Genomic DNA, 12060 nt, shown 5'->3' on the forward strand with positions numbered 1-12060 from the left:
CGTCCTGATCGTCGAGGACGAGCCGAGCATCGCGGACGTGCTCGCCATCACCCTGCGCTTCCACGGCTTCTCGGTGGTGTGCGCGGGCAGCGCGCGGGCCGCCGTGGAACTCGCCCGCGAGGCGCGCCCGGACGCCGTCCTGCTCGACATCGCCCTGCCCGACGGCGACGGGCGCCATGTGTGCCGGGTGCTGCGCGCCGAACGCGCCGATCTGGCGGTCGTCTTCCTCACCGCGCGCGACGCCCCCGCCGATATCGTGCGCGGCCTCGCCCTCGGCGGCGACGACTACATCACCAAGCCGTTCAACGTCGACGAGGTGGTCGCCAGGATCCGGGCCGTGCTGCGCCGCACCCGCCCGCCGGGCCCGGACCCGGACGCCCCGCCGCCGCCCCGGCCCCCGGTGCTGCGCCACGGTGACATGGAGCTCGACGAGGCCACGTACACGGTGCGGCGCGGCGGGCGCAGCGCGGATCTGACCCCGACCGAGTTCGCGCTGCTGCGCCATCTGGTGCGGCACGCGGACCGGATCGTGCCCAAGGAGCAGCTGCTGCGGGACGTATGGCGGTACGAGCAGCCCGTCGAATCCACGGTCGTCGAGACGTACATCAGCTATCTGCGGCGCAAACTCGACCCGCTGGGGCCGCCGCTGATCCGCACCCGGCGGGGCGTCGGCTACGGTCTGCGGCCCGTGGAGCCGGCGTGAAGTGCTGGGGCGTGAAGTGCTGGGGCGTGAAGTGCTGGTGCTGGGGGTGCGGGAGGTGCCGGCGGAAGGAGCGGCATCAGCGCGCGACGCTACGGGCCAAGCTGACGCTCAGCATCATCGCCATGCTGACGCTCGGCATCGCCGCCGCGCTGTGGGTCAGCACCATGGGCATCCGGCACTACATGGTCGCCAACATCGACAACGATCTCATCGCCTCCCGCAACGGGCTCCAGCGGACCGGGCTGAGCAGCGACCAGATAGCGGCCATCGCCGCGATCGCCGACCTGAGCGGCCAGTTCGCCGACCAGAACCACTCCAACCGGACCCGGACCCTGTTCACCGTCGTCGGCCGCGACGGCAAGGCCGCGACGTTCGGCAAGGTGCCGCCGGACGCCGCCCAGCGCGCCCTCGCCGACGCCGTCCCCGACGCCGCCGCGCTGGCCCGCCGCGACGAGCCCATCGACGTGACGGCGCACGGCACCGGCTACCGGGTGACCGCCCTGCGCCTGGGCGGCCCCGACGGGCTGCTGGTCCTGATGGCCAACTCCACCACGGCCGTCACCCAGACCATGCACAAGGTCGTACGGATGGTGCTCACCATCGGCGCCGCCCTGGCCGCCTGCCTGGGCGCGGCCACCTTCTTCGGCACGCGGCGGCGGCTGCGCCCCTTGGAGGACATGGTCGAGACCGCCTCCGCCATCGCCGAGGGCTGCCCCCAGGGGCTCGACCTCTCCCGCCGGGTCGCCTCCCGCGGCCACCGGCACAGCGGCGGCGAGGTCGAACAGTTGCGCACCGCCCTCAACGCCATGCTCCAGCAGCTGGAGACCGCCTTCGTCACGCGCGAGCACGCCGCCGGACAGCTGCGCCGGTTCATCGCCGACGCCTCGCACGAGCTGCGGACGCCGCTCTCCGCGATCCGCGGCTATCTGCAGCTGGACGAGAAGGGCATGTTCAAGGACGAGGCGGAACGAGCGCGCGCGATGGCCCGGATGAACGCCGAGGCCGAACGGATGGCCCGGCTCGTCGACGAACTCCTCGCCCTGGCCCGCCTCGACCAGCGGCCCCGGCTGCTCCCCGCACCGGTCGACCTGGCGGGCGTGGCGCGCGGCGCCGCCGCCGACCTCAGCGCCCAGCAGCCCGGCCGCCCCGTCGAGCTGCGCCTGCCAGCGGACTGCCCGGTCCTCGCCGACGAGCCGACCCTCCACCAGATCGTCAGCAATCTGCTGGCCAACGTACGCATCCACACGCCCGCCGACGCGCGGGTGCGGGTGAGCGTGGCCGAGGAGGGCGGATACGGGGTGCTGCGGGTCGCCGACGAGGGGCCGGGCATGGGTCAGCAGGACGCGGAGCGCATCTTCGACCGCTTCTTCCGCACGGGCGGCGCGGAGGGCAGCGGTCTTGGCATGGCGGTCGTACGGGCGGCGGTCGACGCGCACGGCGGCACGGTACGGGTCACCACCGCCCCGGGCGTGGGGCTGACGGTCGTGGTGGCCCTGCCGTCGGCGCGGGCGGACGGCCACCATCGGGCGCGGGCGGCGGCCGGCCTTGAGACGACGACCACGGCCGGACGGCCGGCGGCCCGGCAGACGGCGCCCTGATGTGGGTTGCCGGGGGTCAGGCGCGGGTCGCCGCCAGCTCCACGACGGTGATGTCCGGCGGCGCCCCCACCCGTACCGGCGGGCCCCAGGCGCCGGCGCCGCGCGTGACGTAGAGCTGGGTGTCGCCGTAGCGCTCGAGTCCGGCGGCGGTCGGGTTCGCGAGCTCGGCCACGTAGTTGCCGGGCCACATCTGGCCGCCGTGGGTGTGTCCGGACAGCTGGAGATCCACGCCGTGGTCCACCGCGTCGTGGATCACCACGGGCTGGTGGGCGAGCAGCACACAGGCGCGGGCCGGATCGCGGTCGCCGAGCGCCGCCTTGAAGTCGGGACCCTGGCCCTCGTCCTCGCCCGCGATGTCGTTCACCCCGGCGAGGTCGAAGCCGCCCAGCTCGGTGCGCTGGTTCTCCAGCGGCCGCAGCCCGAGCTCGCGTACGTGGTCGACCCACTGGGCCGCGCCGGAGAAGTACTCGTGATTGCCGGTGACGAAGTACGACCCATGGCGGGCGCGCAGCTCGCGCAGCGGCTCGGCGGCGGGGCCCAGATCCTCGACGCTGCCGTCGACGAGGTCGCCGACGACGGCGATCAGATCGGGGCTGGTGCGGTTGATCGTCTCCACGATCCGCCGGGTGTGGGCGCGGCCCAGGATCGGCCCGAGGTGGATATCGCTGACCACGGCGATCCGGAACCCGTGCGCCTGGCGCGGCAGCTTGGCCAGCGGCACGGTGACCCGCTTCAGGCGCGGCCCGCGCAGCACGTCGTACGTCCCGTACCCCACGGTGCCCGCCGCCACGGCGGCCGCCCCGACGGCCACGGTCCGCGCGACGAACAGGCGGCGGGAGGGGGGCGGCGGCGCGTCTGTGGTCGTGGTCTCGGTCTCGGTCGCGGTCTCGGTCTCGGTGCGCACCGCCACCGGCGTCCGCTCCGTAGGAGAGTCGGCGGGCGGTTCGGCGGGCGAGGCGATCAACTGGGGCTCGGGCTCAGGCTCAGGCTCGGGCTGACCGGACCGGGCCGCGTCGCGCCGCTCCAGCCAGCGGCGCAGCAGCGGCCGTACCGCCTCGCCAGCCAGCAGGGCGAGCGTCAGATACAGCACCAGCGCCAGCCACAGATACCCCGGCCAGGCCAGGGCCTGCTGCAGGGCGAAGGGCGCCCCGGCCCGCCCGGAGACCAGCGCGCCCACGCTGATCAGCGGCAGCACCACCACGGCGACCGTACCGGCGCGCCGGGCGCGCCCGCCCCGCGCCGTCGTATCGCGGACGAGCCGGCGCCACAGATACCAGTGGACACCGGCCAGCAGGCCGACGACGGCAAGCGCCACGAGGGCGAAGAGCACGACCAACCCAGGTCCTCCCGTTCAGTGCTGCTGCTGTTTTTCAGCGGCTTCAGCGGCATCAGCGGCGTCCTCGTGGCGCAGAGCGCGCAGCCCACGGAACCCGATCACGCCGATTCCCGTCCCCAAGAGAAATGAGGTGATCGCGAGCAGCAGATGCACCCAAAAGTACGCGGTGGGATCTCCGGCGTCGTCGAAAGCCAGCCCGCTGCTGTCCTTCCACAAGTTTTTGACAAAGGTGAACCAGATGGCCCAGCTCCAGACCCCGAAGGCGAGCAGGAACCAGGAAATGGGGCGGCTGAGCTTCATGCTTTCCAGTATGAACACGCATGGCGGACGTACCTCGCGCGGGTCGAACACTCGCAAGACCGCAGCCATTTCGCCCGGGGGTTCGACGGCCGGTACGTTCACAGGGGTGCCGACCTCCTCCCGCGCCCCCAAGCGGCGCACCGCCGCCCCCCTGGCCGCCTCCGCCGCCCTTCTCCTGGCCGCCATGTTGTCCGCCGCCCCGGCTCAGGCCGCCGCGCCGACCGCCGACCGCGACGACGACACCCCCAAGCCGCCCGCCAAGATGTCCGACGTGGGCGGCGAACGGCTCGGCCGCGCGGGCACCCAGGTCTCGCTGAAGGGCGGTGCGCCCGCGCTGCCCAAGGGGCTGAGCGGACTCTCCTGGATGGTGGCCGACGCCGAGTCCGGCGACGTACTGGCCGCGCACAACGCGCACTGGAAGCTGCCGCCCGCATCCACCCTCAAGATGCTCTTCGCGGACACGGTGCTGCCCAAGCTCCCCAAGGACCGCGAGCACAAGGTGGCGCCGTCCGACCTGGCGGGCATGGGGGCGGGCAGCAGCCTGGTCGGCGTCAAGGAGAACCTGACGTACTCGGTGCACGATCTGTGGCTCGGTGTCTTCCTGCGCTCGGGCAACGACGCGGTGCATGTGTTGTCCGCGATGAACGGCGGCAAGGGGAAGACGGTCCAGGAGATGCAGGCGCACGCCGAGCAGCTGAACGCGCTCGACACGCAGGTCGTCACCCCGGACGGCTACGACGAGAAGGGCCAGGTCAGCAGCGCGTACGACCTCACGCTGTTCGCCCGCTCGGGGCTGCAGAAGGCGGACTTCCGGGAGTACTGCTCGACGGCGACCGCACAGTTCCCCGGCGAGTACAAGAAGGACAAGAAGAACAAGGGGAAGAAGAAGCGCGAGAGCTTCGGGATCCAGAACACCAACCGCCTGCTGACCGGCTACGAGGTCCCGCAGTACAAGGGCATCGCCGGGGTGAAGAACGGCTACACGACGCACGCCGGCTCCACCTTCACCGGGGTCGCGCAGCACGGCGACCGGGTGCTGCTGGTCACCGTCATGAACCCGCAGAAGGAGGAGCGCAACGAGGTCTACAAGGAGAGCGCGAAACTCTTCGACTGGGGCTTCAAGTCGGCCGGCAAGGTCGAGCCGGTGGGCACGCTCGTCCGGCCGGGCCCCAAGGGCCTGGAGAGCGGGTCCGGGTCGGACGGCGCCGGGGGCAGCGGGAAGAAGACCGGTGACCACGCCCAGGCGGCCGTCTCGCCCGGCGACGACGGCTCGGGCTCGGGCGGCATGTGGACGGCAGTCGGTGTCACGGGCGGCTCGCTGGTGCTGCTGGGCGGCGTGGCGTACGCGGTGCACCGGCGGTGGCCGCTGCCGGAGCTGGTGCGGCGCCGCTCACGCGGCTGAGCACGCGCTCACGCGGCTGAGCACGCTCTGCTCGCGAGTCCCGGCGCCGGGTAACGCGGGCGTCAGGAGCGCTCGGGCTGGGGGATCCCCAGCCCGGGCCGCTCCGGCTCGGAGACGGGTTTGGTGGCGGTCCAGGCGGCGCAGTAGAGCGTGAGCTTGGCGGTGAAGTTGATCCACAGGAGCAGGGCGATGGGCACCCCGAAGGCCCCGTACATGCTCTTGGCCGCGACGTTCTGGAGGTAGCTGCTCAGCAGCAGCTTGAGCAGTTCGAAGCCGATCGCGCCGATGAGCGCCGCGACGACGACGCTCCTGCGGGGTGGCTGTACGCCGGGCAGCCAGGTCAGGACGTAGCACAGCAGCACGAAGTCGGCGACGACGGCGGCCGCGAAGGCCGCCAGCCGCAGCAGCGAGCCGCCGGGCCCGTTCTCGGGGATGCCCAGATGGCGCGCGGTCCAGCCGACGGCGGTGACGGCGAAGGCGGACACGGCGAAGGAGGCGAGCGCGACACCGCCGAGGCCGAAGAGCACGACGGCGTCCTTGAGCTTGCGCTTCACCGCGTTACCGGGGTCCTCCTCCAGCTCCCACACCGCGCGCAGACACTCACGCAGCGAGCCCACCCAGCCGATGCCGGTCAACAGCAGCAGCGCTCCGGCCACGACGCCGACGGTGGCGGCGTTCTCGATGAGGCCGCTGAGGTCGAGCTGCCCGGAGATCCCGGGGACCTGCTGGGCGAGCTTCTTCTCCAGCTGCCGCATCTGGTCCGCGCTGAGCGTCGCGGCACCGATCGCGGCGGCGACGGTGATCAGGGGGAAGAAGGCGAGAAAGCTGATGAAGGTGATGGCGGCGGCGAGCCGGGTCCAGTGGACGCGCTCCAGCGTCTCGTACGAGCGGTACGCGTGGGTGTGCGTCAGCCGGACGATCAGGGGGCCGATCACGGGCAGCCGGGTCAACCAGTCCATGATCAGCGAGTACCCTTCGGTCGGCTTCCAGTCCCGGGGCGAGGAGGCCAGGGTCTCGCTACGACGGGCCGTCAGCCGGAATCGACTTGTCCGACACCCCGCTCATCACTCTTACGGATCCGTTGACTCTTACGGATCCGTTGGCTGTTACAGATCCGTTGGCTGTTACAGATCCGTTGGCTGTTACAGATCCGTCAGAGGGACGGCGCGGGCGGACGGCAGAGGTTGACCTGGCGAGGGAGCACCGGGCCGGGGCCCGACGGGCCGGGGCCGTCGCCGAAAGGGTATTCGCGCTCCAGACGCCAGACCCCGTCCGCGCCCTGCTGATAGAGCGCGAAGCCGTCGATCGTCCAGGCCGCCTCGAAGTCCTTCAGCTCCGCGTACGCCCGGTCCATGGCCTCCTCGTCGATGCCATGGGCGATCGTGACGTGGGGGTGGTACGGAAACTGCAGCTCACGGGCGCACGGCCCGGAGGCGACCCGCACCCGCTCCTGGAGCGCCGCGCACTCCTCGACGCCCTCGGCGATCTTGACGTAGACGACCGGGGAAAGCGGGCGGAAGGTGTCGGTGCCCTCCAGCCGCATCGTGAACGGCCGGCCCTCGGCCGCGACCGTCGCCAGATGGCGCTCGATGCCGGGCAGCGCCGAGGAGTCGACCTCGGTGGGCGGCAGCAGCGTGACGTGGGTGGGGATGCCATGAGCGGCAGGGTCGCCGAAGCCCGCGCGCCGCTGCTGCAGATAGCTGCCGTACGGCTCCGGGACCGCGATCGAAACGCCGAGCGTTACGGTCCCCACTGCGTTCTCCCTCCTGGCCCTCCCGGGCGTTGTGGGCCTGAGCCGCTGTATCCGGTGTCAGTGTGGCGGCTGAGCCGCCTTCGCGGCTAGGTTCGCCGGTCCATCGGCGCACGTACCCACGGCCCCCGCGAAGGGGGCGTTGGGACATCGGCCGGTGATCGAGGTGATCGAGTAGTGCCGGTCGGTGCGAGTAGTGCCGGTCAGTGCTTGGCGGGTCAGTGCTTGGCGGGCAGGAAGCCCACCTTGTCGTAGGCGCGGGCCAGCGTGTCGGACGCCACGGCGCGGGCCTTCTCCGCGCCCCTGGCCAGGATTCCGTCCAACGTCTCGGGGTCCGCGAGGTATTCCTGCGTACGCTCGCGGAACGGGGTGACCCACTCGACCAGCACGTCGGCGAGCTCGGTCTTGAGCGCACCGTAGCCCTTGCCCTCGTACTTCCGCTCCAGGTCGACGATCGTGGTGCCGGTGAGGGTGGAGTAGATGGTCAGCAGATTGCTGACGCCGGGCTTCTTCTCCTCGTCGTAGCGGATCTCGGTCTCGGTGTCCGTGACCGCGCTCTTGATCTTCTTCGCCGAGGCCTTGGGCTCGTCCAGCAGGCTGATGATGCCCTTGGGCGTGGACGCCGACTTGCTCATCTTGATCGCCGGGTCCTGAAGGTCGTAGATCTTCCCGGTCTCCTTGACGATATGCGGAGCGGGAATGGTGAACGTGTCACCGAAGCGCCCGTTGAAGCGCTCGGCGATGTCACGGGTCAGCTCGACGTGCTGGCGCTGGTCCTCGCCGACCGGGACATGGTTGGCCTGGTAGAGCAGGATGTCGGCGACCTGGAGGATCGGGTAGGTGAAGAGCCCGACGGTGGCCCGGTCCGCGCCCTGCTTGGCCGTCTTGTCCTTGAACTGGGTCATCCGGGACGCCTCGCCGAAGCCCGTCAGACAGTTCATCACCCAGGCGAGCTGCGCGTGCTCGGGCACATGGCTCTGGATGAAGAGGGTGCAGCGGTCCGGGTCGAGCCCCGAGGCGAGCAGCTGGGCGGCGGCAAGGCGGGTGTTGGCGCGCAGCGCCGCCGGATCCTGCGGCACGGTGATCGCATGCAGGTCCACGACCATGTAGAAGGCGTCGTGGGTCTCCTGCAGCGCGACGTACTGCCGGATCGCACCGAGGTAGTTCCCGAGGTGGAACGAGCCTGCGGTGGGCTGGATACCGGAGAGTGCACGGGGACGATCGAGGGCCATGGCACCCATTCTCTCAGGTGTGGAACCGGTCTCGGTCCGCCGGTGTATGAAAGGTGTGAGGACTCGTGAGAGGGCGCGGGAGGGGGACCTCGCCGTGCGGAAGACGGCAGGGGCGGAAGCCGAGACGGCATCGGCAGAGACAGCATCGGCAGGGACAGCATCGGCAGGGACGGCGTCGGCCGAAGCGGAGATCATCGCGCGGGTGCGCGCCGGGGACACCGAGGCGTACGCGGAGCTGATGCGCGCACACGCACCGATCGCCCATCGCACCGCCGTGCTGCTCGGGGCGGGCCCCGACGCGGAGGACGTGGTGCAGGACGCGTTCGTCAAGGCGTATCTCGCTCTGGGGGGATTCCGGGACGGCGCGTCGTTCCGCCCATGGCTGCTGCGGATCGTGACCAACGAGACCAGCAACCTGCTCCGCTCGGCGCGCCGCATGCGTGCGGCGGTGGGCCGGGAAGCGGCGCTGGGCGGCTGTGCCGGCCGCGGCGGATCCGAGTCGGCCATACCGGAATCCGCGGACCCGGCGGTGGCGGCGCTCGCGGGCGAGCGGCGGGCCCGATTACTGGCCGCGCTGGACGAGCTGAGCGAGCCGCAGCGGCGGGTGGTCACCTACCGCTATCTGCTGGATCTGGACGAGTCGGAGACCGCGCAAGCGCTCGGCTGGCCGCGCGGCACGGTGAAATCCCGGCTCAGCCGTGCGCTGAGGCGACTGGAGGGGCTGGTGGCGGAGGAGGAAGGAAGGCGAGGAAGTGACGGAGAGCAACGCGGAAAGGACTGCGGAGAGGACTACGGAGAGAGGCTCGGGGTCGCCCGCGAAGGACACCGAGGCTGTGGCCCGGAGCGGGGACGGGGACCGGGACGGGGACGTGGACGGGCGCCTGCCCGACGAGTTGCGGGCGCTCGGGCGCGCGCTGGAGTCTCCCCCGCTGGGCGGGTCGCCGGTGGACGGAGAGACGCTGATCGAGCGGGTGATGGCGCGGATAGTGGGCGTTTCGGCGGCCGCCCCCGCGACCGCTCCGGACCGGGACGGGCGGGTCCAGGTCCGGGCGGACGAGCAGTGGCGGGACCTGCCCGGCCTGACGGCCGGACAGGGCTCCGCGGACGACCAGCCCGGGCCCAGGCCGGAGGGCTTCCAGCCGGAAGGGGCCAGCCCGGACGGGCCCAGCCCGGACGGGCCCAGCCCGGACGGGCTCAGACCGAACAGCACCAGACCGGACGGGGTCAGACCGGAAGGGGCCAGCCCGAACAACGTCAGCCCGAACGACGCCAGACCGAACAACGTCAGCCCGAACGACGCCAGCCCGAACGACGTCAGCCCGAACGACGTCAGGCGGTCGGCAGACCGGGGGCGGGGTAGGCGGCCATCAGCTCGGCGACCTCGGCCCTGATCTTGGCGAGCGTTTCCTCGTCGCCGCTCCCGGCGGCACCCACGCCCCGGTCGATCCACTCGGCGACGGTGGCCATGTGCTCGGTGCGCAGACCGCGCGAGGTCAGGGAGGGGGTGCCGATCCGGATGCCGGAGGGGTCGAAGGGCTTGCGCGGGTCGAAGGGGACGGTGTTGTAGTTCACCACGATCCCGGCCTGGTCGAGGGCCTTGGCCGCGACCTTGCCCGGCACGTCCTTGGGCGTGAGGTCCATGAGGATCAGGTGGTTGTCGGTGCCGCCGGAGACCAGGTCGAAGCCTCGGGCGAGCAGGGCTTCGGCGAGGGCCTGGGCGTTGGCGACGATGGCATGGGCGTAGTCGCGGAAGGCGGGCTGGGCGGCCTCGTGCAAGGCGACGGCGATGCCCGCGGTGGTCTGGTTGTGCGGGCCGCCCTGCAGCCCGGGGAAGACGGCCTTGTCGATCGCCTTGGCGTGGACCTCGCGCGACATCAGCATCGCGCCGCGCGGGCCGCGCAGCGTCTTGTGGGTGGTGGTGGAGACGACATCGGCATGCGGCACCGGGGAGGGGTGGGCGCCGCCCGCGATCAGCCCGGCGATATGCGCGATGTCGGCGACCAGCACCGCGTCCACCTCGCGGGCGATCTCCGCGAAGGCGGCGAAGTCGATGGTGCGGGGCACCGCCGTACCACCGCAGAAGATCACCTTGGGGCGCTCCTTACGGGCCAGGTCGCGCACCTCGTCGAAGTCGATCAGCCCGGTGTCCTGCCGCACCCCGTACTGAACGCCGCGGAACCACTTGCCGGTGGCCGAGACGCCCCAGCCGTGGGTGAGGTGGCCGCCCATGGGCAGCGACATGCCCATCACGGTGTCGCCGGGCTCGGCGAAGGCCAGGTAGACGGCGAGGTTGGCGGGCGAGCCGGAGTACGGCTGGACGTTGGCGTGCTCCACGCCGAACACGGCCTTCGCGCGGTCCGCCGCCAGGGTCTCGACCTGGTCGATGACCTGCTGGCCCTCGTAGTAGCGGCGGCCCGGGTAGCCCTCGCTGTACTTGTTCTGGAGCACCGTGCCGGATGCCTCCAGAACGGCGCTGGAGACATAGTTCTCGCTGGGGATCATGCGCAGGGTCTCCGCCTGCAGCCGCTCCTCCGCCCCCACCAGCGCGGCGAGCTCCGGGTCGGCGGCGGCCAGCGCGGGATGGGAGAGAACGGGGGCGGGAGTGGATTGAGAGTGCGGCAGGCTCACGGTGTCCTCCGGGGCGATCGGTCGGTTGGTCCGGTCGTAGTCCCGGGGTGCCCAGGCGGGCGGCACCTCGTGATGGTCGCAGCCGCACACCGCTTCCTCGTGGTCACTTCCACGTTCGCCAGTCACGGTGTGCGCTCCCACTCTAATCGGGGTGCGGCTTCGGCCCAGCCGGGCGTCGGGGACATCGACGTGCTGTGGGCCGTCATTGGGCCTGCTCTACGCTGCCCGCATGATCCGCACAGTGGTCCTCGACGTCGGCGAGACCTTGATCCGAGACGACCGCGTTTGGGGGGCATGGGCTGACTGGCTGGGGATCCCCCGCCACACCCTCTCCGCCCTCGTCGGAGCAGTGGTCGCTCAAGGAGAGACAACGCTGAAGCCCTGCGACTTATCCGGCCCGACATCGACATCGCGGCCGAGCGAGCCGCGATGGAGGCCGCTGGAGTCGGCGAAGACCTCGACGAGTCCGACCTGTATCCAGATGTGCGTCCAGCGCTTGCCGCGCTGCGCGAGGCGGGCATCCGCGTCGTCATCGCGGGCAACCAGACGGCGCGCGCTGGTGTTCTGCTGCGGGACCTCAAGCTGCCCGTTGACGAGATCGCCACCTCAGGAGAGTGGGGGATCGCCAAACCCGATCCGCGCTTCTTCGCCCGCGTTCTGGGCCTTGCAGGAACCGCGCCCAGCCAGACCCTGTACGTAGGCGATCACCCCGCGAACGACACGCAGCCGGCGAAGGCAGCGGGCCTGCGCGCCGCGCATCTGCACCGTGGTCCTTGGGGCCATCTGTGGTCCGGCACGGCGGAGGCGGCCGCCGCGGACTGGCAGATCGACTCGCTGCACGACCTCGTACGGCTCGCCGCCGCATGAAGCAAGTGGCCTCGTACATATGAGGCCGCTCGCTACCGTTCGGAGCGGACGCGCCGAACGGAGCACCAGCATGCCGACTGAGAACGCCCGCGCATTCGGCAAACGCGTGGCCTACCACCGCCGCATCGCACGTATGACGCAGCAGGAGCTGGCCGACGCGGCCGGGGTCCATGTCGGCACCCTACGGAAGATCGAGCGGGGTGCTCGGGGCGCCGGCGACGGTGTCGTGGAGGCATTAGCGGCT

At 71.4% G+C, this 12060-nt stretch carries 11 protein-coding genes, 2 pseudogenes and 1 riboswitch; of the genes and pseudogenes, 7 read left to right on the forward strand and 6 right to left on the reverse strand.

Annotated elements, in window-relative coordinates:
- Positions 1 to 7: 7 nt before the first annotated feature.
- Positions 8 to 703, forward strand: coding sequence for a response regulator transcription factor (locus tag ACWDSL_RS22975; RefSeq protein WP_450488212.1), 696 nt, complete (start codon positions 8 to 10; stop codon positions 701 to 703).
- A gap of 122 nt (positions 704 to 825) precedes the next feature.
- A complete protein-coding gene (locus tag ACWDSL_RS22980) occupies positions 826 to 2301 on the forward strand; it encodes an ATP-binding protein (RefSeq protein ID WP_450488200.1) in 1476 nt (491 codons plus the stop codon).
- Positions 2302 to 2317: 16 nt separating this feature from the next.
- Here the strand turns inward: ACWDSL_RS22980 and ACWDSL_RS22985 are convergent, their stop codons facing one another.
- Both ACWDSL_RS22985 and ACWDSL_RS22990 read right to left on the reverse strand, forming a co-directional pair.
- Positions 2318 to 3637, reverse strand: coding sequence for a metallophosphoesterase (locus tag ACWDSL_RS22985; protein ID WP_450488202.1), 1320 nt, complete (start codon positions 3635 to 3637; stop codon positions 2318 to 2320).
- A 15-nt stretch (positions 3638 to 3652) separates the two neighbouring features.
- Positions 3653 to 3937, reverse strand: coding sequence for an SCO4848 family membrane protein (locus ACWDSL_RS22990; protein WP_450488204.1), 285 nt, complete (start codon positions 3935 to 3937; stop codon positions 3653 to 3655).
- Between the two features lie 106 nt (positions 3938 to 4043).
- Between ACWDSL_RS22990 and ACWDSL_RS22995 the strand changes: the two genes are divergently transcribed.
- Positions 4044 to 5339 (forward strand): D-alanyl-D-alanine carboxypeptidase family protein, encoded by a 1296-nt coding sequence (locus tag ACWDSL_RS22995; protein ID WP_450488206.1) that lies wholly within the window; start codon positions 4044 to 4046, stop codon positions 5337 to 5339.
- Positions 5340 to 5401: 62 nt separating this feature from the next.
- Here the strand turns inward: ACWDSL_RS22995 and ACWDSL_RS23000 are convergent, their stop codons facing one another.
- The 3 genes from ACWDSL_RS23000 to trpS all read right to left on the reverse strand — a co-directional run bounded on the left by ACWDSL_RS23000 (position 5402) and on the right by trpS (position 8321).
- Complete coding sequence (locus ACWDSL_RS23000) at positions 5402 to 6298, reverse strand: YihY/virulence factor BrkB family protein (RefSeq protein ID WP_450488207.1); 897 nt, start codon at positions 6296 to 6298, stop codon at positions 5402 to 5404.
- Between the two features lie 194 nt (positions 6299 to 6492).
- Positions 6493 to 7092 (reverse strand): 2'-5' RNA ligase family protein, encoded by a 600-nt coding sequence (locus tag ACWDSL_RS23005; RefSeq protein WP_450488209.1) that lies wholly within the window; start codon positions 7090 to 7092, stop codon positions 6493 to 6495.
- Between the two features lie 215 nt (positions 7093 to 7307).
- Complete coding sequence (trpS, locus tag ACWDSL_RS23010; protein ID WP_450488210.1) at positions 7308 to 8321, reverse strand: tryptophan--tRNA ligase; 1014 nt, start codon at positions 8319 to 8321, stop codon at positions 7308 to 7310.
- 238 nt (positions 8322 to 8559) lie between these two features.
- On the opposite strand from trpS, the pseudogene ACWDSL_RS23015 reads away from it, so the two are divergent.
- Together ACWDSL_RS23015 and ACWDSL_RS23020 are read left to right on the forward strand one after the other, a co-directional pair.
- Positions 8560 to 8979: pseudogene (locus ACWDSL_RS23015) on the forward strand (RNA polymerase sigma factor); the annotation flags it as partial.
- Positions 8980 to 9154: 175 nt separating this feature from the next.
- Positions 9155 to 9712: a hypothetical protein gene (locus ACWDSL_RS23020; protein WP_450488218.1), complete on the forward strand. Its 558-nt coding sequence runs from the start codon at positions 9155 to 9157 to the stop codon at positions 9710 to 9712.
- Here the strand turns inward: ACWDSL_RS23020 and ACWDSL_RS23025 are convergent.
- Positions 9651 to 10949 (reverse strand): serine hydroxymethyltransferase, encoded by a 1299-nt coding sequence (locus ACWDSL_RS23025; protein ID WP_450488214.1) that lies wholly within the window; start codon positions 10947 to 10949, stop codon positions 9651 to 9653. The genes ACWDSL_RS23020 and ACWDSL_RS23025 overlap by 62 nt on opposite strands.
- A 42-nt stretch (positions 10950 to 10991) precedes the next feature.
- Positions 10992 to 11085: riboswitch (ZMP/ZTP riboswitch) on the reverse strand.
- Positions 11086 to 11178: 93 nt separating this feature from the next.
- Between ACWDSL_RS23025 and ACWDSL_RS23030 the strand changes: the two are divergent.
- Positions 11179 to 11816 (forward strand): annotated as a pseudogene (locus ACWDSL_RS23030) (HAD family hydrolase).
- A 70-nt stretch (positions 11817 to 11886) separates the two neighbouring features.
- Positions 11887 to 12060, forward strand: a 174-nt coding sequence (locus ACWDSL_RS23035) for a helix-turn-helix domain-containing protein (protein ID WP_450488216.1), incomplete at its 3' end; no start/stop codon positions are given.

This window comes from Streptomyces sp. NPDC000941, from assembly GCF_053599555.1.

What these genes read in the sequence shown, in the direction of transcription:
- ACWDSL_RS23000 (WP_450488207.1), bottom strand. Translation starts at nt 6,298, where the DNA reads ATGGACTGGTTGACCCGGCTGCCCGTGATCGGCCCCCTGATCGTCCGG.
- ACWDSL_RS22980 (WP_450488200.1), top strand. Translation starts at nt 826, where the DNA reads ATGCTGACGCTCGGCATCGCCGCCGCGCTGTGGGTCAGCACCATGGGC.
- trpS (WP_450488210.1), bottom strand. Translation starts at nt 8,321, where the DNA reads ATGGCCCTCGATCGTCCCCGTGCACTCTCCGGTATCCAGCCCACCGCA.
- ACWDSL_RS22990 (WP_450488204.1), bottom strand. Translation starts at nt 3,937, where the DNA reads ATGAAGCTCAGCCGCCCCATTTCCTGGTTCCTGCTCGCCTTCGGGGTC.